This window comes from Mesorhizobium sp. M1295, assembly GCF_040318135.1.
Taxonomy (GTDB): Bacteria; Pseudomonadota; Alphaproteobacteria; order Rhizobiales; family Rhizobiaceae; genus Mesorhizobium.
Genome location: NZ_JAMYLU010000002.1, coordinates 300,578 through 321,423 on the forward strand (window position 1 = coordinate 300,578; position 20,846 = coordinate 321,423).

At 63.4% G+C, this 20,846-nt stretch carries 19 protein-coding genes; 9 read left to right on the top strand and 10 right to left on the bottom strand.

The window, feature by feature from the left end:
• The first annotated feature begins 164 nt into the window (after nucleotides 1-164).
• The 3 genes from thiP to NKH29_RS04525 all read left to right on the top strand — a co-directional run bounded on the left by thiP (nucleotide 165) and on the right by NKH29_RS04525 (nucleotide 4,296).
• Nucleotides 165-1,784, top strand: coding sequence for a thiamine/thiamine pyrophosphate ABC transporter permease (gene thiP, locus NKH29_RS04515; RefSeq protein WP_352999108.1), 1,620 nt, complete (start codon nucleotides 165-167; stop codon nucleotides 1,782-1,784).
• Nucleotides 1,781-2,572, top strand: coding sequence for a thiamine ABC transporter ATP-binding protein (gene thiQ, locus NKH29_RS04520; RefSeq protein ID WP_023721024.1), 792 nt, complete (start codon nucleotides 1,781-1,783; stop codon nucleotides 2,570-2,572). Before thiP ends, thiQ begins: the two co-directional genes overlap by 4 nt.
• A gap of 317 nt (nucleotides 2,573-2,889) precedes the next feature.
• Nucleotides 2,890-4,296, top strand: a complete 1,407-nt coding sequence (locus NKH29_RS04525) for a M48 family metalloprotease (RefSeq protein WP_502898252.1) — start codon at nucleotides 2,890-2,892, stop codon at nucleotides 4,294-4,296.
• 254 nt (nucleotides 4,297-4,550) lie between these two features.
• Here NKH29_RS04525 and NKH29_RS04530 read toward each other — a convergent pair whose 3' ends face one another.
• On the bottom strand, nucleotides 4,551-5,408 hold the full coding sequence (locus NKH29_RS04530) for an RNA polymerase factor sigma-32 (RefSeq protein ID WP_031194549.1): 858 nt from the start codon (nucleotides 5,406-5,408) through the stop codon (nucleotides 4,551-4,553).
• 328 nt (nucleotides 5,409-5,736) lie between these two features.
• On the opposite strand from NKH29_RS04530, the gene NKH29_RS04535 reads away from it, so the two are divergent.
• The 3 genes from NKH29_RS04535 (at nucleotide 5,737) to NKH29_RS04545 (ending at nucleotide 8,082) form a co-directional block, all read left to right on the top strand.
• Nucleotides 5,737-6,510 carry an amino acid ABC transporter substrate-binding protein gene (locus NKH29_RS04535; RefSeq protein WP_023721021.1) on the top strand — a complete coding sequence of 258 codons (774 nt, stop codon included), beginning with the start codon at nucleotides 5,737-5,739 and terminating at the stop codon, nucleotides 6,508-6,510.
• 121 nt (nucleotides 6,511-6,631) lie between these two features.
• Nucleotides 6,632-7,312 (top strand): ABC transporter permease subunit, encoded by a 681-nt coding sequence (locus NKH29_RS04540; RefSeq protein WP_352999110.1) that lies wholly within the window; start codon nucleotides 6,632-6,634, stop codon nucleotides 7,310-7,312.
• A complete protein-coding gene (locus tag NKH29_RS04545; RefSeq protein ID WP_352999111.1) occupies nucleotides 7,309-8,082 on the top strand; it encodes an amino acid ABC transporter ATP-binding protein in 774 nt (257 codons plus the stop codon). Before NKH29_RS04540 ends, NKH29_RS04545 begins: the two co-directional genes overlap by 4 nt.
• Before the next feature lie 74 nt (nucleotides 8,083-8,156).
• Here NKH29_RS04545 and NKH29_RS04550 read toward each other — a convergent pair whose 3' ends face one another.
• From NKH29_RS04550 to NKH29_RS04580, 7 genes are all read right to left on the bottom strand, one after another.
• Nucleotides 8,157-8,738: a CarD family transcriptional regulator gene (locus NKH29_RS04550; protein WP_006327799.1), complete on the bottom strand. Its 582-nt coding sequence runs from the start codon at nucleotides 8,736-8,738 to the stop codon at nucleotides 8,157-8,159.
• A gap of 367 nt (nucleotides 8,739-9,105) precedes the next feature.
• Nucleotides 9,106-9,444 (bottom strand): ferredoxin FdxA, encoded by a 339-nt coding sequence (gene fdxA / locus NKH29_RS04555; protein WP_023721018.1) that lies wholly within the window; start codon nucleotides 9,442-9,444, stop codon nucleotides 9,106-9,108.
• Nucleotides 9,445-9,592: 148 nt separating this feature from the next.
• Complete coding sequence (locus NKH29_RS04560; protein ID WP_023721017.1) at nucleotides 9,593-9,979, bottom strand: RNA-binding S4 domain-containing protein; 387 nt, start codon at nucleotides 9,977-9,979, stop codon at nucleotides 9,593-9,595.
• Nucleotides 9,980-9,991: 12 nt separating this feature from the next.
• A complete protein-coding gene (locus NKH29_RS04565; protein WP_352961813.1) occupies nucleotides 9,992-13,420 on the bottom strand; it encodes a helicase-related protein in 3,429 nt (1,142 codons plus the stop codon).
• Nucleotides 13,421-13,818: 398 nt separating this feature from the next.
• Nucleotides 13,819-14,118: a hypothetical protein gene (locus NKH29_RS04570; protein WP_352480898.1), complete on the bottom strand. Its 300-nt coding sequence runs from the start codon at nucleotides 14,116-14,118 to the stop codon at nucleotides 13,819-13,821.
• Nucleotides 14,119-14,150: 32 nt separating this feature from the next.
• Nucleotides 14,151-14,876 (bottom strand): acetoacetyl-CoA reductase, encoded by a 726-nt coding sequence (phbB, locus tag NKH29_RS04575; protein ID WP_352588271.1) that lies wholly within the window; start codon nucleotides 14,874-14,876, stop codon nucleotides 14,151-14,153.
• 103 nt (nucleotides 14,877-14,979) lie between these two features.
• Nucleotides 14,980-16,164: an acetyl-CoA C-acetyltransferase gene (locus tag NKH29_RS04580; protein WP_352480897.1), complete on the bottom strand. Its 1,185-nt coding sequence runs from the start codon at nucleotides 16,162-16,164 to the stop codon at nucleotides 14,980-14,982.
• A 278-nt stretch (nucleotides 16,165-16,442) separates the two neighbouring features.
• On the opposite strand from NKH29_RS04580, the gene phaR reads away from it, so the two are divergent.
• Nucleotides 16,443-17,051: a polyhydroxyalkanoate synthesis repressor PhaR gene (gene phaR / locus NKH29_RS04585; RefSeq protein ID WP_023721013.1), complete on the top strand. Its 609-nt coding sequence runs from the start codon at nucleotides 16,443-16,445 to the stop codon at nucleotides 17,049-17,051.
• 127 nt (nucleotides 17,052-17,178) lie between these two features.
• Here the strand turns inward: phaR and NKH29_RS04590 are convergent, their stop codons facing one another.
• Nucleotides 17,179-17,625 (bottom strand): hypothetical protein, encoded by a 447-nt coding sequence (locus NKH29_RS04590; protein ID WP_023721012.1) that lies wholly within the window; start codon nucleotides 17,623-17,625, stop codon nucleotides 17,179-17,181.
• 101 nt (nucleotides 17,626-17,726) lie between these two features.
• Here NKH29_RS04590 and NKH29_RS04595 point away from each other — a divergent pair, with 101 nt between their 5' ends.
• A complete protein-coding gene (locus tag NKH29_RS04595; protein ID WP_352999112.1) occupies nucleotides 17,727-18,380 on the top strand; it encodes a TetR/AcrR family transcriptional regulator in 654 nt (217 codons plus the stop codon).
• Between the two features lie 42 nt (nucleotides 18,381-18,422).
• Here NKH29_RS04595 and NKH29_RS04600 read toward each other — a convergent pair whose 3' ends face one another.
• Complete coding sequence (locus tag NKH29_RS04600; RefSeq protein ID WP_023721010.1) at nucleotides 18,423-19,571, bottom strand: citrate synthase; 1,149 nt, start codon at nucleotides 19,569-19,571, stop codon at nucleotides 18,423-18,425.
• Nucleotides 19,572-19,662: 91 nt separating this feature from the next.
• Here NKH29_RS04600 and NKH29_RS04605 point away from each other — a divergent pair, with 91 nt between their 5' ends.
• Nucleotides 19,663-20,751, top strand: coding sequence for a citrate synthase/methylcitrate synthase (locus tag NKH29_RS04605; protein ID WP_352480894.1), 1,089 nt, complete (start codon nucleotides 19,663-19,665; stop codon nucleotides 20,749-20,751).
• Nucleotides 20,752-20,846 lie beyond the last annotated feature (95 nt).

Sequence of the window (20,846 nt, forward strand, 5' to 3'; positions counted from 1 at the left end):
GAGATTGGCCGTCATGCCGGCTTTCGCCAATCTCCGACATTGCCGGAATGAGCGGAGCGCTGAACCTGCCAATCTCTCCCCATGTGGGGGAGATGTCCGGCAGGACAGAGGGGCGCGCGAAGGAACGCAATCCTCGCTAAGAATCTCGAATCTGGTGGTCTAGCGTGCAACGCGCGCCATCATCGGATACCCGCGTCGCTGCCGGTATCGTCGCGCTCGCCGCCATCGCGCTGCTGATCGGCGGGGCATTCGCCGGGCTCGTCGTCGAAGCCATGCGCGACCTGTCGGGCGCCGCCTCCGCCTTTGATTCCTATCTCCTCCGTGTTGCCCGCTTCACGCTCTGGCAGGCTCTGTTGTCGACCCTGCTCTCCGTCGCACCGGCGCTGTTCGTCGCGCGCGCGCTGTCGCGGCATCCACAGTTTTTCGGGCGAGGCTTTGTCCTGCAGCTTTTCGCCGTGCCGCTGGCGCTGCCGGCCATTGTTGCCGCACTCGGTGTCTTGGCACTCTATGGCCGCGCCGGGTATTTCGCCGGCTTGCTCGGTGCGATTGGCGGCCAGAACTGGCCCGGCATCTATGGCCTATCGGGTATTCTCGTCGCCCACGTCTTTTTCAACCTGCCGCTGGCAACGCGACTGTTCCTGGAAGCGTTGCAGACGGTGCCGGCTAACCAATGGCGGCTGGCGAGCCAGCTTGGCATGGGTGCTGCGCCGGCCTTCCGGCTGATCGAATGGCCGGCGTTGCGTGCGGCCCTGCCGGGCGTTGCCGGGCTCGTTTTCATGCTGTGCATCACCTCCTTCACCATCGTGCTTACGCTCGGCGGCGGGCCGCGCGCGACGACGCTGGAGGTTGCCATATACCAGGCGCTGCGTTTCGACTTCGACCCGGCGCGGGCGGTGACGCTGACCTTGTTGCAGATTGCCCTGACCTTCGTCGTCGTGCTGGCACTAACGCGGCTTGGCGCCAATATGACCGGCGACGCCAATCTGCCGGTAGCCCCGCGCCGGTATTTTTCAGCCGGTGCGGCCGAGACCGTGCTGAACGCACTGGTGATCGGGCTGGCACTGCTGTTTGTCGCCGGACCGATGGCGGCTACGCTGTCGGCCGGGCTTGGCGCCGATCTCGGCCGCCTGGCCGGCGAGAGCGCGGTGCGGCAAGCGACGGCGACCAGTGCCGTGCTCTCCCTCCTATCGGCGCTGCTCTCCTTGGCGTTGTCGCTGTCGCTGGTTATGGCGCGCCGGGCGCTGGCGCTCACCCGGCGGACCGGCAGGCTGACGCTGCTCGAACACCTGGCCGACACCGGTGCGGGGTTCGTCCTGGTGGTGCCGCCCATCGTCATCGGTGCCGGCTGGTTCCTGCTCCTGCGCAGCGTCAGCGATGTCTTTGCGATCGCCCCTGTCATGGTGGTTGTGGTCAATGCGGTGATGGCGATGCCGTTCGCCATCCGCGCCATCCGCCCCGCCTATGACGCGGCGAGCGAACGCCACGAACGGCTCTGTGCACAGCTTGGCATCTCGGGCTGGAACCGGTTGCGTCTGGTCGACTGGCCGTCGCTGCGGCGGCCGCTCGCCACCGGCTTCGCCTTCGCCATGGCGCTGTCGCTCGGTGATCTCGGCGTCATTGCGCTGTTCGGCAGCGATTCCGTGCAGACATTGCCCTATCTGTTGCTGGCGCGCATGGGCAGCTACCGCACCGAGGATGCGGCCGGCCTGGCGCTGCTGCTCGGCCTTGTCTGCCTGGCGCTTGTGCTGACCGCGGACTGGCTGGGAAGGAGGGAGAAATCATGATGCCGATCAGCCCGGAACGGTCGATTTCGGTCGAAAAAGGCGCGGCCGTGCGGCTCGATAATGTCTCGTTCAGCTATGGTGAAACGCCGCTTATATTCGATGTCGATTTCCCGGCGTCGGAAATCACCGCCATCATGGGGCCGAGCGGTTCGGGAAAGTCGACGCTGCTCAATCTGGTGGCCGGTTTCGAAGCGCCGCGGTCAGGCCGCGTGCTCATCGGCGGCGCCGACGTCAGCACTGCGCCGCCATCAGCGCGGCCGGTATCGATGGTGTTCCAGGAAAACAACCTGTTTGCCCATCTGTCCCTCGAGCAGAATGTCGGGCTCGGCCGCTCGCCTTCGCTCATGCTGAGCGAGGCTGACCGCGCCGCAATCGCCGCAGCGCTGAAGCGCGTCGGCCTTGCCGGCAAGGAAAGCCGGCTGCCGCGCGAACTCTCCGGCGGTGAGCGGCAGCGCGTCGCGCTCGCTCGGGTCCTGGTGCGCGACCGGCCGGTGTTGTTGCTCGACGAGCCGTTCGCTTCGCTCGGACCGGCACTGCGCGACGACATGCTCGACCTGGTCGCCGACGTCCATTCGGAGCAGCGCATGACGGTGCTATTCGTCACGCACCAGCCGGACGATGCGCGCCGTATCGGGCAAAACATGGTTTTCCTGGATGGTGGCACGGTTGCCGCGACGGGCACTGCGGCCGATTTTTTCGTCGGGGCTGGACCGGAGGCATTCCGACGCTATATCGGCTCGGGTCCGTTTGCGGCTGGATCACGAGATGTTGCCCGGAAGCGGACATAATTTATGGTCAAACCGGCGGAAGGCGAAGCGGCGCTTGCTTGCCATGGTCGAGGTAGTGTGGCTAGGTCCGCCAGGAGTTGGTCCGGCTTAGACCGTGATTTGCCCTTGCTGCCTCGTATCTGTCGGACGCACGAAGGACGCCGTAGCACTTGATTTTGCGCGTGATGCTTTCCGGAAATCGCGCCCGATTTTCGCGGTCACGTGCCAGGACTTGAAAGGAAGCCGATCTGCCGACCGGCATCGACAATCGGAGGGTGAAACCGCTGGCGCGCTTTCTGGCGCTGGCCGGTCTTGCCGTGGCGCTGGCAAGCTGCCAGATGTTCACGCCTCCCGACGTGCAGGAATCAGGCTTTCAGCCCTCAGACAAGCCGATCACGGTCGACAATGTCGCCGCCAACGGCAAGCTCGCCCAACTGGCGAAGGCGCAGCACCCGCGCATCCTCGCCACCTATGGCGGAGAATATTCCGACCCCAAGCTCGAGCGCATGGTGGCCAAGATCGTCGGCAGACTGACCGTAGTGTCGGCCAACCCGACCCAGACCTACCGCATCACCATCCTCAACTCGCCCAACGTCAATGCCTTCGCGCTGCCGGGCGGCTATCTCTACATCACCCGGGGCCTGCTGGCCTTGGCCAACGATTCAGCCGAGCTTGCCGCCGTCATTGCGCATGAGATGGGCCACGTTACGGCCAATCACGGCCTGCAGCGCCAGCAGCTGGAAGCCGAAGAGGGGTTGGCGACCAAGGTCGTTTCGGATGTGCTCGGCGACAACCCGACGGCCAAGGCGGCGCTGATCCGCGGCAAGCTGAGGCTGGCCCAGTTCTCGCGCAATCAGGAGCTGGAGGCCGACGCCATCGGCATCAAATCGATCGGCGAAGCCGGTTTCGATCCCTACGCCGCCGGCCGCTTCCTGCAGTCGATGTCGGCCTATACCGATTTCCGCTCGATCAGCGGCGCCACCGACGCCAGCCTCGACTTCCTGGCGACGCACCCCAACACGCCGCAACGTATCGACCTCGCGCAGCGCCACGCCCGCCAATTCGGCGCGCCCGGTGTCGGGTCGCGCGACCGCGATTCATTCCTTTCCGGCGTAGACGGGCTGCTTTACGGCGACACACCGGAGGAAGGCTATGTGCGCGGCGAAACTTTCCTGCATCCTGGCCTCGGCGTGTCGTTCTCGGTGCCCAATGGCTTCATCATCGACAATTCGGCAGCGGCGGTGACGGCGACAGGCCCGGGCGACATCGCCATCCGCTTCGACGGCGTTTCGATCGACAAGGGCCGCTCGCTGACCGACTACATCCGCAGCGGCTGGGTTGCCGGCCTCGACGCCAGCAGCGTGCGCCAGGAGACGATCAACGGCAACGAAGCGGCAACCGCGCATGCTGGCGCCGATGGCTGGCAATTCGATATTGCGGTGATCCGCGCCGGCGGTCAGGTCTACCGCTTGCTGACCGCGGCGCCTTCGGCCAGCACCTCGCTGAGCACGGTGGCGCGCTCGGTCAGCGGCTCGTTCCGCATCCTGAGTGCTGCCGAGAAGGCGGCGTTGAAGCCGCTGCGTATCCGCATCGTCACGGTGCAGCCCGGCCAGACAATGGGCTCCCTGGCCGCACAGATGGTCGGCGTCGACCGCAAGCTGGATTTGTTCAGGGTGCTCAACGCGCTGTCGCCGGGCGCTGCCGTTTCGGCCGGCGACAAGGTCAAGATCGTCACCGACAAGTAATCGCGACGCTGCTTGTGTAAGGGCCAGAGCCTGAATACCGTGGCAAGCTGCGCGCCATGCAACGAGGCGGTTTTGTACACTTTCTTCAATTTCATGATGAAAACGCTGGTCGCTAAAGCGGAGCGCAGCAGGTTTCCAAGGTTCTTTGTGGTGGTCTGCTGCCTGCTTTCGATTTCACTGGCGGTAGGCCTGACATATGTCAAACAGCATCAACCGGGCAGCGGGCAAGAAATAATCAGCCAGGACGTGGCACGTTAGGCTGCGAGAAATTCCGGGTTCTGCTTCACCAGAGCTGCCTTGAGCTTTTCCATGGCGCGCGCCTCGATCTGCCGGACACGTTCCTTGGAGATGCCGAGCGTCTCGCCGAGCGCTTCGAGCGTCGCGCCCTCGTCGCTCAGCCGGCGCTCCTCGATAATCCTGAGTTCTCGCGCATTGAGCGCGCCGAGCGCCGTCTTCAGCCAGACAGAGCGGCGTTCGACATCGATCGTGTCGCCGACGACCTCGTCGGGCAGCGGGTCATCCGAAACCAGGAACTCCATCCGCTCGGTTGCGCCCGCATCGTCGGCAAGCGGCGTGTTGAGCGAGCTGTCGGGTGCCGAAAGGCGGGAATCCATCATCGCCACATCGGCCTCGGAAACGCCGAGAGCCGCCGACACTTCGCGGTAAAGCGTGGCATTCGACGTCTGCTCGGCGCCGTTTGCCAGGCGGGCGCGCAGGCGCCGCAGGTTGAAGAACAGCGCCTTTTGCGCGGAGCTGGTGCCGCCGCGCACGATCGACCAGTTGCGCAGGATATAATCCTGCATCGAGGCGCGGATCCACCATGTCGCATAGGTCGAGAACCGCACCTCGCGCTCGGGCTCGAAACGGGCCGCGGCCTCCAGCAGCCCGACATGGCCTTCCTGGATCAGGTCGCCCAGGGGAAGGCCGTAGTGGCGGAACCGCGACGCCATGGAAATAACCAGCCGCATATGGGCGACGGTGATGCGGTGCAGCGCGTGCTGGTCATTGTTCTCCTTCCAGCGCAGCGCCAGGAGATGCTCTTCGTCGCGCTCCAGGTAAGGGGCTTTCATCGCCGCGCGAACCATGGTCCGTCCTGCACTGTCTTGCATCATGCCGCGCTCCTGCTTCAGGCGTTGCGGTGCGATCGCTGAATCGTGAGTTGGCGCCGATGGTTGAAATGGCGGCGCCGCGCCCTACAACAGCCAAGAACGTGCGATGCGGGGGAATGTTCCCCCGGACTGTCATGCCGATTGCGCTGTTCCAGGCGATTCGCCATCGGCCTTGACTCAGCCGGGTGGCGCCGGGAGGTGTTGGTTGAGAATGGGATTTCAAGGGCGCGAGATTTTTGAAATTTAGTTTCTTATTTTGGTATCGCGCATCTGTCATTTTCCGGCACTCGCAACGACGCCGGACATCGGCCAAGGACGGGATCACAGAAAAATGAAATGGCTCAAATCGCTCATTATCGCCGGAACGCTGCAGGTTCTGGCAATCGCCGCCGGTCATGCCGGCGCCAATCTCGACCAGATCAAGCAGTCCGGCGTCTTCAAGGTCGGCACGGAAGGAACCTATGCGCCCTTCACCTATCATGATGCTTCCGGCGCGCTGGTCGGCTTCGACGTCGAGATCGCCCGGGCCATCGCCGAGCGCCTCGGCGTCAAAGCCCAGTTCCTCGAAGGCAAATGGGACGGGCTGATCGCCGGTCTCGACGCCAACCGCTACGATGCCGTCATCAACGAGGTCGGCATCACCGAGGCGCGCAAGGCCAAATATGATTTCTCCGATCCTTACATCGCCTCCAAGGCGGTGCTGATCGTGCGCGGCGACAACACCGACATCAAGGGTTTCGCCGATCTCAAGGGCAAGAAGGCGGCGCAGTCACTGACCTCGAATTTCGGCAAGCTGGCTGAAACCAATGGCGCCGAGCTCGTCGGCACCGACGGCTTCGACCAGTCGATCCAGCTTCTTCTCACCGGCCGCGCCGACGCCACCATCAACGACAGCCTGTCCTTCCTCGACTTCAAGAAGCACAAGCCCGACGCCAATGTGAAGATTGCCGCGCAGGAAGAAAACGCCGACTATTCCGGCGTCATCGTGCGCAAGGGCGATCCGGAACTGGTGGCCGCCATCAATAAGGCGCTGGCCGACATCAAGGCCGACGGCACCTACCAGAAAATCGCCGATACCTATTTCGGCCAGGACGTTTCGAAGTAAGCGGCTTTTCTCGCGTGGGCCGAATGCCGGCCCGCGTCGTTCATGTCGCGGCGAGCTGTCTTTGACGGCTCGCCGCTTTCGCGTGATATGAGCGACGGCAATCTGGCAAGGAGGAGGCTTCGTGCCGCACTGGCTGCAATTGATGCTGGAATCCCTGCCTACGCTGCTGTGGGCTGCACTGATCTTCACCGTGCCGTTGACGCTGCTGTCGTTTGCATTCGGTCTTGTCCTCGGCCTGGTCGTGGCGCTTGTCCGGCTGTTCGGTCCCAAACCGCTGGTCGCGGTGGTCCGGTTCTACGTCTGGATCTTCCGCGGCACGCCGCTTCTCGTGCAACTGTTCCTTATCTTCTACGGCCTGCCATCGGTCGGCATCCTGCTCGACGCTTTTCCGGCAGCACTGATCGGCTTTACCTTGAACATCGGCGCCTATTCGTCGGAAATCATCCGCGCCGTCATCGGTTCGGTGCCGAAGGGCCAGTGGGAAGCGGCCTATTCGGTCGGCATGACATGGGCCCAGGCAATGCGGCGCACCATTCTTCCACAGGCGGGGCGCGTCGCCGTGCCGCCGCTGTCCAACACCTTCATCTCGCTGGTAAAGGACACATCGCTCGCCGCCGCCATTACCGTGCCGGAGATGTTCCAGGCGGCGCAGCGTATCGTCGCCACCACCTATGAGCCGCTTATCCTCTATGTCGAGGCAGCGGCTCTCTACCTGGTCATGAGCTCCGTGCTGTCGGCCTTGCAAGCCCGATTGGAAACGCGGCTCAACCGCTATGGCGGCTTCCTGGAGGCGCGCTCGTGATCGGCCTGACCAACATCGAAAAGCGCTTCGGCGACAATTTGGTGCTGAAGGGTGTGACCGTCACTATCGAGGAAGGCAGCGTCACCGCGCTTGTCGGGCCATCGGGAGGGGGGAAAAGCACGCTTTTGCGCTGCATCAACCTGCTCGAACTGCCGACTTCAGGCACGGTGCGGATCGGCGACGATGCACTCGAATTCCACCCCGGCGGCAGGGTCTCGACCAGGGATATCCGGCGGCTGCGGCTGCAGACCGGCATGGTGTTCCAGAATTTCCAGCTGTTTCCGCATCGCACCGCGATCGAGAACATCATGGAGGGGCTGGTGACGGTGCTGAAATGGCCCAAGGAGCAGGCGCGTGAGCGGGCGTTGGCTCTGCTCGAAAAGGTCGGCATGGCGCACAAGGCCGACGCCTGGCCGGCGACGCTGTCAGGCGGCCAGCAGCAGCGCGTGGCGATTGCCCGGGCGCTGGCGCCGTCGCCGAAAGTGCTGCTCTGCGACGAGCCGACCTCTGCACTCGATCCGGAACTGGCGCAAGAGGTGGTCGACGTGCTCGGCAGGCTCGCCAGCGAGGGCACGACCATGGTGATGGCGACGCATGATCTGAGGCTCGCCTCCAAGATCGCGCGGGAAGTGGTGTTCCTCGATGCCGGCAACATCGTCGAACAAGGGCCGGCCGCGGTGCTGTTCAGCAACCCGGAGCGCCAGCGGACCAAGCGGTTCATCGCCACGCTGAAGCAGGAGGCGGAAAGGGAGGGCGGTGTCGAAGGTTAGATATGCATTCGCCGATCCCAAAAATAAAAACCCGGCGCGAGGCCGGGCTTTTCTGAATTCGAAGGCGAAAAGGCTCAGGCGGCCTCTTCCTGCTCGGCTTCCTCGTTGTCGGCCTTGGCGCCGCGCTTCGGGCCCTTGTTGAGGTTCACCTCGATAAGGCGCACCGCTTCGGTCTCCGACATGCGGTTGACGGCCGCGATCTCGCGGGCCATGCGGTCGAGGGCCGCCTCGTAGAGCTGGCGCTCGGAATAGGACTGCTCCGGCTGGTTGTCAGCGCGATAGAGGTCGCGCACCACTTCCGAGATCGAGATCAGATCGCCGGAGTTGATCTTGGCATCATATTCCTGGGCGCGGCGCGACCACATGGTGCGCTTGACGCGGGCCCGGCCCTGCACGACCTTCAGCGCGCGCTCGACATAATCCTCTTCCGACAGCTTGCGCATGCCGATCGAGGTCGCCTTGGCGACTGGCACCTTCAGGCGCATCTTGTCCTTCTGGAAGTCGATGACGAACAGTTCCAGCTTGTGGCCCGCGACTTCCTGCTCATCGATCGAGACGATCTGGCCGACACCATGCGCCGGATAGACGATGTACTCGCCGGTCTTGAAACCGTGGCGCGCTGCGGTGGACTTCTTCTGCGGGGTGATCGTTGCCATTACGCCCTGAACTCCTTGTTGTGGTACCGGCATCGTGCCGGCCCGAACTCGTGCGACCGGGGTGACCGGTCCTTAGCCACACAACGATGAACTCACCGGAAGGCCAGGACCGGCAAATCGCAACATTGCGACCGCCTGCCCCAGATCGCTCTGGTCCGGATTGAGAAATTCACCTTTCAGTGATTTGGGGCGTTTGCGCCATAAATCGACGTTGTGTCACCGGCATGTTGGGCTGATATAACACAAAAAGTCGGAAGAATCAAGGTTTTGCTGCACGCGCGAAGGCCATGCGCCATCGCCGCCTGTCAAGGCAGTTAATGTATCACGTCTGTTACGCCGCGTCAGGCTGCCGCAATCAGCGCTCTCGTTAATCGCCTTCGCCGGGCTCCGGGGAGAAATATTTCTCGAATTTGCCAGCTTCCCCGTCGAAGGATTTGGCGTCGGCCGGGGGCTCCTTCTTGGCGGTGATGTTGGGCCATTTATCGGCATATTCGGTGTTGATCTGCAGCCATTTGTCGAGGCCCGACTCGGTGTCGGGCTTGATCGCGTCGGCCGGGCATTCCGGTTCGCAGACGCCGCAGTCGATGCACTCGTCCGGGTGGATGACGAGCATGTTCTCACCTTCGTAGAAACAGTCGACCGGACAGACCTCGATGCAGTCCATGTATTTGCATTTTATGCAATTGTCGGTCACGACATAGGTCATTGGTCGGCTCCGGGACGTCCCATTTTGTTGGGCTTTTTTGGTGAGGTAACGCCTTTGTCCGCCGCTGGCAAGGGCAGCCCTTGCCAGCGGTGCCGGGGTTTCCGGAATGGAATTCCAGAGGCCCGGCAAAGCGGAAGTTCGACCTTGCTCAATCGTCGCCGAGCAGGTGGTCGGTCTGGCGGCGTTCCTTCTTCGTCGGGCGACCGCTGCCGGCCTCGCGCAACGGCGGCACCGCATCCGGAAGCGCCTCGCCCTTGGGCGCGGGGGGCGGCGACATGTCCTCGTAAAGCAGGCGGGCTTCTTCGGCCGGGCCGCGCCGTGCGCCGGTGCCAAGGACTTTCCAGACGAAGATCCGCCGCTCGAGCGTGATGGTCAAAACGTCACCCGGCCGGACCGTATCGGATGCCTGCGCTGCTTTGTCGCGATTGATGCGGACGCGTCCGGTGACGACCAGCTTGGCTGCCAGCGTGCGTGATTTTACCGCGCGCGAGAAGAACAGCCACTTGTCGATGCGCTGGCGGGCATCAGTGACCATCGGACGAACAGCTTACTTCTTCAGCTGGTCGCGCAACGCGGCGAGCTTGGCGAAGGGCGAGTCCGGATCGAAGCGGACCGGGCGTTCCTCACGCGGCTTTGGCTGGAAGGCGGGCTTTGCGCCTTGGGCGCCGCCTTTGCCGTCCTGCCGTCCAGCCTTCCAGTCGGGCCGGTTTTCGCGCCGGTCGAGGCGTTCGCCTTGCGGCTTGCCGGCGCGCTGCTCTGCCGCCTCGCCTTGCGGCTTGGGCTTGAACTTGCTGCGGTCGAAGCGTGGCTTGCCGGCGCCGTCGCGCTGATCGTGGCGCCCTTGACGGGCGGGCCGGTCGCCCGGCGTCGGTTGCCCGCCGGCATCTACCGGCGCATCGCTGCGGCCGTCCGGCGCAGCTTGACCATTGCGCGGGCGACTGTCCCGATGATTGTCCCGGGGGCGGTTGTCATGCTGGCGATGACGCGGGCGCTGGTCGAAACGACCCTGCCGCCACAACAGCACAGGTTTTGGCTCCTCGGCTTCTGGGGCAGCTTCGCCGGCGACGGCTTCCGCCGTTGCTGCAGGTTCGGCCGGCGATGCTTCCATAGTGTCGGAAACCGGCGGCTCTGCCGGTGCCGTAGCCTCAGTTTCCGCCCCAAGTTCCGTCCTTGGCTCAGCCGCTGGTTCCGCAGGCGCTTCAGCAGTCGCCTCGGCGGCGGGCTGGGTCTCTTGCGTGACTTCTGCCGCAGCTTCAGGGGCTGGAGCTTCCGGCTGGTCTTCCGCGACAGGCTCTGCCGCCGCTTCGGTCACGGCTTCGGCCGCCTCCGCAACAGGAGCCGCATCCGACACAGGCTCCGAAGCCTCCGCCGAAACCTCCGCCGGCGGCTCTGCCGCGGCAGCTGCTTCCGCCATCCTCGCCTGCTCGGCTCGCGTTGCCTCTTCCGCCGCCTGCTTTGCAGCGGCCGCTTCACGCGCGGCATTGTCCTGTGCTTCGAGCCGCGCCTTGACCTCGGCCGCCGGCTTGGCATCGGCGCGATAGCCGAGCCCCTTCAGGATTTCTTCCATGTCGTCGGCGGTGGCGCCGAGGATCGACATCATCGGCGGCGTCACCATGAAGGACTGACCGTCATAGGCGCCGTCGGGGCGAGGTCCGAGGCCCGGCTTCCAGTTGGTCGCCGGCCGGATCAGGTCGGCCAGCCGTTCGAGAATATCGACGCGTACAGCACGCCGGCCAAGATTGCGGTAGCCCGCCAGCTTGTAGAAGGTCTTGTCGAAGGTTGGATCGATGACCACCGAGGTGCGGCCGGAGGCCAGTGCGTGAACGACATCGCCGAAGCCGGGCTTGTCCTTGCCGTCGTTTCTCAGCGCCCACAGCATCGTTATCAACCCGGCCGGCGCCGGCTTGATCAGCGCCGGCACGAAGACATGGTAGGCGCCGAAGCGCACGCCGAGACGGCGAAGCGCCGCGCGGCCCTCCTGGTCGAGCGACTTCATCTCGTCGGCGATGTCGCGACGGTTGATGAGGCCGAAATGCTCGACGAGCTGGAAAGCGATGCCGCGGCCGATGCCGGTGATCTGCTCGGCATTCTTGAGATCGACCAGCGGCTTCAGCAGGGATTCGATCTGGAAATTGACGAAGCGCTCGGCGCGCGCCGCAACCTTGTCGCGGGCCGGGCCGGTGAGTTGCTCGTCGGCGAGCAGAACGAGACGCGGCTTCAAAGCGTCTTCGCCAGCGACCAGCGTGCCGATCGGCGCGCCGATCCAGCGCAGCGTGCCATCCGAACCCAGCGCGATGTCGCCATTGGCCGAGGCGCCGAAGCGTTCGGCACGCGCCTCGAACTCGGCGGCAAGCGCCTTCTGCGCCGCCGCCCGCACCGCCTTGGCGTCCTCGCCGCCGGCGCTCTGGTCGGCGGTGAAGCGGAAACCCTGCAACTCGCCGACGTGATGGCCTTCGACGAGGACGGTTCCGGTTGGGCTGATTTCGGCTTCAGGCATCGTGTTTTCTCTAAGGCGCCGCATGAGGACGGAAGTCCTGCGGTCTACAAAACGTTTCGTCAACCGCTCATGCAGCGCATCCGACAGTCTGTCTTCGATTTCGCGCGTCTTTTCCTGCCAGTGTGCCCGATCGGCCAGCCAGCCGGGCCGGTTGGAAACGAAGGTCCATGTGCGGATCTGGGCAATCCTGTGCGATAGCGTGTCGATATCGCCTTCAGTGGTGTCGGCCCGGCGCACCTGCTCGGCCATGTAGTTCTCGTCGACATGGCCGTGCCTGGCAAGGTCCATGTAGATGGAGGCGATCAAGTCGGCGTGCTGGGCCGGCGCGATCTTCCTGTAGTCGGGCAGCGCGCAGGCTTCCCACAGCAGCGCCACCCGCCTGGCGTCGGTGGTGAGTGCCCGGATGTCCTCGTCGCGCGACAGATGCTCGAGCGCCTGCGCGTCCACGGCCGGCAGTGCGCGCGTCAGGCCTTCGACCGGGGCGTTGGTCTCGATCGAGCGCTTCAGCGCATCGAGGTTGGCGAAATCGAAATGCGCGGTACGCCACTGCAGCACTTTCACCGGATCGAAATCATGCGCCTCGATCTTCTTGACCAATTCCTCATCCAGCGGATCGACCTGGCCGGTGACGCCGAAGGTGCCGTCGCGCAGATGCCGGCCGGCACGGCCGGCAATCTGGCCGAGCTCGGCCGCGGTCAGGTTGCGGTACTGGTAGCCGTCGAATTTGCGATTCTGGGCGAAAGCGACGTGGTCGAGGTCGAGGTTGAGGCCCATGCCGATGGCGTCGGTGGCGACGAGGTAGTCGACATCGCCCGACTGGAACAGCGCCACCTGGGCGTTGCGGGTGCGCGGGCTGAGCGCGCCGAGCACGACGGCGGCACCGCCCTGCTGGCGGCGGATCAGCTCGGCGATGGCATAGACCTCGTCGGCCGAGAAGGCGACGATCGCGGTGCGCCGCGGCAGGCGGGTCAGCTTCTTCGAGCCGGCATAGGCAAGATGCGACAGCCGTGGCCGGGTCACCACCGACACGCCCCGCAGCAGGCGCTGCAGAATGCCGTGCATGGTGGCCGCACCCAGCAGCAGCGTCTCCTGGCGGCCGCGCAGATGCAGGATGCGATCGGTGAAGATGTGGCCGCGTTCGAGATCGCCAGCGAGTTGGACCTCGTCGATGGCAACGAAGGCGGCGTCGGTCTCGCGCGGCATCGCTTCCACCGTGCAGACCGAGTATTTCGCGCCCGCCGGCTGGATCTTTTCCTCGCCGGTGATGAGCGCAACCTTATGGGCGCCGACCTTCTCGCAGACGCGCGTATAGACCTCGCGGGCAAGCAGCCTGAGCGGTAGGCCGATGACGCCGCTCTCATGCGCCACCATGCGTTCGATGGCGAGATGGGTCTTGCCGGTATTGGTCGGGCCGAGCACGGCCGTCACGTCTCGACCCGACAGGATCAGCGGTTCAGTGTGTTTCGGATGGATGTTCATCGGCCTGGAAATAAGGCTCTCTGCCTCGCATTGTCGGGAGCGCGCCCATATTGGCCGCGTATGACAGGCGACACATAGGGATTTCGGACGCGAAGCGAAAGCGGAATGTGCCGAGGGCAGGCTGATTGGTCGGTTCGAAGCCAGAAATCTGTTCCCGATTAACAGTTGGAACGAGTCTGGAACGAATCAGCGACGAATCACTGACTCGCGCTGATTCAGGTTTTGTTCACGGCTACATCTGGGATTTCTGCCGGCGAGTCTCACCACATGCTGAATCACAGAAACTGGCCCGATTCATGCAGGCGGCATTCAAACGAGCACCACCGTTAACCTTTGCCGGTGAATGATCGTGGCCGGCCAATCTGCTTCGCCCAACATTATGAAATTATTGATGTTTCCTAATGCGCTTTAATCATTTCGAGGGTGTTTTCGGCTCTCGCCGTTAACGTTCCGCTCAAAGCCGGAACGAATCGGCGACGAATCAGCGATAGGCAAAGTTTCTTGGTTTGTTCACCGCAACATGTTGTGTTGTGAACAGCTTTTCCACCGAGAATCCACAGGCTGCCGGGCAGTTTTTGCACAGGCTGCGCAGCGGCCGTTAACCTTTGCGTGCCGGATTGGGGCAGCGTGCTGAATCGAGATCTTGCAACGGGAAGACCGCTATAGAAACGGGCCGTTTTGCAGGCCCGTTCGTCCAAGCGCGTATCTATCTCAACGTAAAGATAAACGGTCAGGCGATGTACTGCCCGCCATTGGCTGATATGGTCGAGCCGGTGATGAACCCGGCATCGTCGGAAGCGAGGAAGACGACGCAGCGCGCGATCTCCTCCGGCTCGCCGAGACGGCCGACCGGGATCTGCGGAAGGACACGCTCGTTGAGCACCTTCCCGTCCATCGCTTTGACCATCTCGGTGGCGATGTAGCCGGGGCAGATGACGTTGACGGTGATGCCGGCGCGCGCGCCTTCCTGGGCCAACGCCTTGGTGAAGCCGATATCGCCGGCCTTCGAGGCCGAATAATTGACCTGGCCGACCTGCCCTTTCTGGCCATTGATCGAGGAGATGGTGATGACGCGGCCGAATTTGCGGTCGCGCATGCCGCCCCACAACGGATGCGTCATGTTGAAGACGCCGGAAAGGTTGGTGTCGAGGACCTCTTTCCATTGCTCGCGCGTCATCTTGTGGAACATCGCGTCGCGCGTGATGCCTGCATTGTTGACCAGCACCGATACGGGACCGAGATCGGCCTCTACCTGTTTGATGCCGGCAGCGCAGGCCTCGTAGTCGGCAACCGACCATTTGTAGACCGGGATGCCGGTCGCTGCCTTGAACTTTGCTGCCGCTTCCTCATTGCCGGCGTAGTTTGCGGCAACCGAATAGCCGGCGCTTTTCAAGGCGACCGATATCGCCGCGCCGATGCCGCGCGACCCGCCTGTGACGATTGCAACCTTTGTCATGTGTCCTCCCGGGAAATGCAGATGACTGAGCGTTGAAGCGGTAGGTTTGCCCTCTATTCCCTACTCGCTTTGCGCCAGTATCCTATTCGTATCGCTTATCTCATCACAATGCTTCCACGCACATGGCAACGCCCATGCCGCCGCCGATGCACAGCGTGGCAAGACCTTTCTTGGCACTTCTGCGACGCATTTCGTAGACCAGCGTGTTGAAGATGCGGGCGCCCGAGGCGCCGACCGGATGGCCGATGGCGATGGCGCCGCCATTGACGTTGACGATGGACGGGTCCCAGCCCATGTCCTTGTTGACGGCGCAGGCCTGCGCGGCGAAGGCCTCGTTGGCTTCGACCAGATCGAGGTCGCCGACCGACCAGCCGGCCTTGGCCAGCGCCTTGCGCGAGGAGGGGATCGGTCCCGTCCCCATGATCTGCGGGTCAACGCCGGCGGTCGCCCAGGAAACGATACGCACCAGCGGCGTGATGCCGCGCCTTGCGGCTTCCGCTTCGGTCATCAGCACCACGGCGGCGGCGCCGTCATTGATGCCGGAAGCATTGGCTGCTGTCACCGTGCCGTCTTTGTCGAAGGCGGGCTTGAGCTTGGTCATGGCGTCGATCGTCGCGCCATGGCGGATGTACTCGTCCTGGTCGACTATCGTGTCGCCCTTCCTGCCCTTGACTGTGAAGGCAACGATCTCGTCGTTGAATTTTCCGCCTTTCTGCGCAGCCTCGGCCTTGTTCTGGGAAGCCAGTGCGAACTGGTCCTGGTCGTCGCGGGTGATTTGGAACTGGCGGGCGACGTTCTCCGCCGTGTTGCCCATATGATAACCATAGAAGGCATCGGTCAGGCCGTCCTTGATCATGGTGTCGATCAGCTTGAAATCGCCCATCTTGACGCCACCGCGCAGATGCTGCGCATGCGGAGCCATCGACATCGATTCCTGGCCGCCGGCAACGATGATTTTTGCATCGCCCTGGGCGATCTGCTGCATGCCGAGCGCGATGGCGCGCAGGCCGGAGCCGCAGAGCTGGTTCAGGCCCCAGGAGGTCGCCTCCTGCGGCACGCCGGCGGCCATGGCCGCCTGCCGCGCCGGGTTCTGCCCTTGAGCCGCGGTCAGGATCTGGCCGAGAATGACCTCGTCCACCTCCTTGCCGTCGACGCCGGCGCGGGCAAGCGCTTCCCTGACGGCGACGGCACCCAGTTCATGAGCTGGCGTGTTGGCGAAGGCGCCGTTGAAGGAGCCGACAGGCGTGCGCGCCGCACTGGCGACAACGATGGCGTTGGAAGCGGACATGTTCTTCTCCAGACTTTCGGGGAGCGATTTCGGGTGCCGTCGGAGACTTTTCTTGCCCTTTCCACAACCCGAGTCAAACCCGAAATGGGCATGGCGTTCCTCCGCGGCAAGCAGGCCGCGCGTCGCTGCGATGACGGCCCATCCGTGCTGCGCAGCATAAAATGTTCCCGCACTGCACAAACAGCTTGGATTCATGACGCTTTTGCGCATATCCTTTAACAAGGCGCAATCGTTACCGGCGGCTTACTTAAGCTGGCCGGTGTCCGGGGAGGATGCAGATGGCCGCGAAAGACGAACCTATTGTTATCAAGAAATATGCCAATCGCCGTCTCTACAATACGGGCACCAGCACCTATGTGACGCTCGAGGATCTCGCAGAAATGGTCAAAAAAGGCGAGGACTTTACTGTCCAGGACGCCAAGACCGGCGACGACATCACGCATCCGGTGCTGACCCAGATCATCTTCGAGCTGGAGAACAAGGACGGGCAGAACATGCTGCCGATCCCGTTCCTGCGTCAGCTCATCGCCTACTACGGCGACCAGATGCAGATGATCGTGCCAAGCTTTCTCGAACAGTCGATGCTGGCCTTCTCGAAGGAGCAGGAACGCTTTCGCGAGCAGATGAAAGATGCCCTCGGCAAGTCGCCGATGGACATGATGAAGATCGCGACGCCGATCAAGGTGCTGGAGGAGCAGACTCGGCGTAACATGGAAATGTTCCAGAACGCCATGCGGCTGTTCACGCCGTTCCCGCCTGCGGGGTCTGCGCCGGCAGCAGCACCGGCCGAACAGGCCAGGAAAGAAACACCGGAAAAACCGGACGACCTTCAGGAGCTGAAGGAGCAGATCGCCGCGATGCAGCGCAAGCTCGACACGATGTCGTGACTGCCGGCCGGCGAAGCGCCGGCCCAAAATTTCCCTCAGCAGGCCTGTGTCAGAAAACATCTTCGCCTCGAAGGTGAAGATGTCATCCACGCTCTATTTTGTGGCACGCTCTATTTCGTGGCATGCCCTATTTCGTGGTCACCGTCACCAGAGCGGTAACAGGTTTGCCGTCTACTAGAATGGGCCGGTGATGATCATCGGCAAGAAGCACGCCGATCACGTGTCTGCCGGCGGCATCCGGGCAATGGCCGAAACGGGCCTTGATAAGATCACCGCCAAAGTCGCTGTTCATGCTGTTGTACGGCTTGCCGGGGATGTTGCAGGTGTCTCCGTTGGGATCGATCTTCATATGCACGTGGCCGCATTGCTTGATTTCCCCGCACTCACCCGCAGTGAGCAGCCTGAAGTTGCTCCTGACGACAACGCCTATCGCCTTCTCAGGAGAATTGCCCAGTTCGACAACTGAACCTGCCGTCGGCCAGACGACTTCCAGGGTGGGCCGATCCTCGGCCTCGGCAGATACGAGCGACAATAAGGAGAAAGCGAGGGCAGTCGTTGCGGTGATGCGAAACATGGTAACCTCCGTTGCGATGTAAACATTGATTACATACGCAGCGCTCGAACACAAGGGAAATAATCAGTGATTACATTCCGCTCTCGTGCTATTTGACTGAGATGACCAAGACAACTGATTCCGACGAAGCCGGAGATGCCAAGCGATACCATCACGGCAATCTCGTCGAGGCCTTGATCACGGCAACCGTGGAGATCATCGAGGAGCGGGGAGCCGAGCATGTGTCCGTACGCGAGGCCGCAAAACGTGCCGGCGTTTCGCCCGGCGCGCCATTCCGGCATTTTCGATCGAAAACAGCGCTGCTCACCGCGGTCGCCGAACAGGCCATGGATCGGCTGACAAAGGCCGTTGCCAAGGCGCGGTCGAAAATCGACAGCGCAGATCCCATTGAGGCCTTCGAAGCAATCGGACAAGGCTATCTGGAATGGGCAATTAGCAACCCCACGCATTTCCAGATCATCAGTTCCCGAACCCTGATTGATTTTGAAGGGTCGGACAGCCTTCGTGATCAGAATGAGGCTATTCGGCGGACGATGATCGACTTGCTGACGCAAGCGCAACAACAGGGTCGGCTTGCTCCCGGCACCGACTTGGATCATCTTGTGCTTGCCGCGCGTGCACTCGTTTATGGATTGGCACGCATGGCGATCGATGGTCATTTCCGGGAATGGCATCCGTCCGAGCCGCCAGCCCTGGCCGCGCAGCGGGCTCTCCGACTTTTCATGAGCCGGATGACCATTCCATCTAAAGCTTAATCCGCCAGCACCCAAAAAAAGGGCCCGCGATTGCGTCGCCAGCTAATGGAACTCCGGCAGCGGTCCCTGGTAGCGGGCGCGTGGTCTGATCAGGCCGCTGCTTGTCACCTGCTCCACGGCATGCGCGGCCCAGCCGATGCTGCGGCCGAGCGCAAACAAGCGAAACGGCGCATCGGACGGCAAACGGAGGCTGCGCGTCAGCGCGGCCAAGGCGAAATCGACGTTCGGGCGCATGCCCGTTGCCGCAAAGGCCGCATCGCAAAGCCGTAACAGCCCATCATCGACATCGATCGCGGCCAGCAACGGTTCCGCACGCGGATCGCCGTCGGGATAAAGCGGATGGCCAAATCCGGGCAGTGGCCTGTCGTGACCGAGCCAGCGTCCGACAGCCGCATCCGGCCCCAATCTCTGCGCATCCTCCGCCAGCATCATGACCGCCTCCGCGGCGCCGCCATGGCGCGGACCGGAGAGCGTGGCGAGGCCAGCAAGCAGGCAGGCCGAAACAGGTGCACCGGTGGACGCGGCGACCCGCGCGGCGAAGGTCGATGCGTTCAGTTCGTGATCGGCCAACAACACCAGCGAGCGGCGGATCAAGTCTGCGCCGGCTGCATCGAGGGACCAGCCCTGCGCCAGTCGTTCGTGCACGGCACCGATTCCGCGAACCGCGCCGAGCGCCTGGGCCAGAGCGGCGATGGCGCCGGCCGCATCGTGGTTGAGCGAAGCCGCCCTGCGGCCGAGCGAAGGCCGGCCCTTGGCCGCCAACGCGGCCAATTCCGCGAAGGCAGCCGGCCGGCCAGTTGCGCCGTTGCCATGGCGGCTCGCCGACACGAACGACACTGGTGCGTCAGATGCCCAAAGCAGGTTTGCCGTCTGCTCCAGCGTGGCAGTCTCGCAGAGTGCAACCGCATCCTGGCCACGATAGACGAGGCGGCCGTGCAAAACGGTCGAGATCGTGGTGGCGATCGCCGGCTCACCCCAGGCAATTGCACTTTCGGCGATTGCCTGGGGATTTCGGCCGCGCGCCCGGCGGCTCGCCAGCGCCGCGATGTCGTCGGCGCGATACTGGCTGCGGCGTGGGTCGGCCCGATCCGGCCGCATGCCGATGCGTCCGCGGCTGACATAGGCATAGAGCGTCTGGGCGCGCACCTTGAGGCGCTCCAGGGCTTCGTCCCGCGTCAGCCACTCAGTCATGTAAACCTGGCACGTTGATTCGGTTGATCAAGATTGATGGTCCAGCCGCCAACCCTTATCTACGACCCGGAAAGGGTCAAGGAGAAAACCAATGGCGAATGGGCTCGATGATGTGGTGGTGGCAGAAACGGTGCTCTCCGATGTCGACGGTCTTGGCGGCCGCCTGACCATCCGGGGCCATTCGTTGCCGGAACTGGCAGGCCGCTGGAAATACGCCGACGTGGTTCGGCTGCTGTTCGACGGCTCTTTCGACGATCTTCCCGGCGAAAAGGAGCTGGCGAAAGCGATCGGCCGGGCGCGCAGTGAAGTGTTCGAGCGGATCGAACCCTTGCTGCCGTTTCTCGCATCCCTCGATATCTACAGCGCGATGCGCGCCGGCATTGCCCTACTGCCGGACGGCGACAAATTGCCGGACGCGCTCAGGCTGGTTGCGGCACCTGCCGTGCTGACGCCGGCCTTGCTGCGCTTGCAGCGCGGCGAAAGCCCAATTGCGCCTGATCGCAAGGCCGATCATGCCGCCGACATGCTGCGGATGCTGACCGGCATGGCGGCCTCGCCGAAGTTGGCGAAAGCGCTCGATACCTATCTTGTGACGGTTTGCGACCATGGCCTCAACGCATCGACCTTCGCCACGCGCGTGGTCGCCTCGACGCAGGCGGGGCTTACTTCGGCGGTGCTGGCCGGACTCGGAGCGCTCAAGGGGCCGCTGCATGGCGGCGCGCCAGGTCCGGTGATCGAGATGCTGGATGCGATAGAGGCGCATGGCGACGCCGCCATCTGGCTGCGCGACGAGATCGCGCGCGGCCGCCGCATCATGGGCTTCGGGCATCGCATCTACCGTGTGCGCGATCCGCGTGCCGACGTGCTGAAAGCGGTGGTGCGGCAACTCGGCGCCGAGGGCGAAGCCGGCCACCGGCTGGCGTTTGCCGAAAGCGTGGAGCAAGCGGCGCTTGAAGTGCTTCGCATCGCCAAGCCGTCGCGCTCGCTCCAGACCAATGTCGAGTTCTTCACAGCACTTCTGCTGGAGGCCGCGGGCTTTCCGAAAGAGGCGTTCACCAATGTCTTTGCTGCCGGGCGCGTCGCCGGCTGGATCGCCCACGCCCGCGAGCAGCAGACGAGCGGACGGCTGATCCGGCCGCAGTCGCGCTATATCGGGCCGGTGCCGGACCTCGTCGCCTAAGGATTTTCCCCCGCATGCTTTGCGGAAACCGGCCCCGCTACAGCCGGTGCCAGACACTCTCTCGTCAAGGTGAGAGAGGTCCTCATGACAAAAAT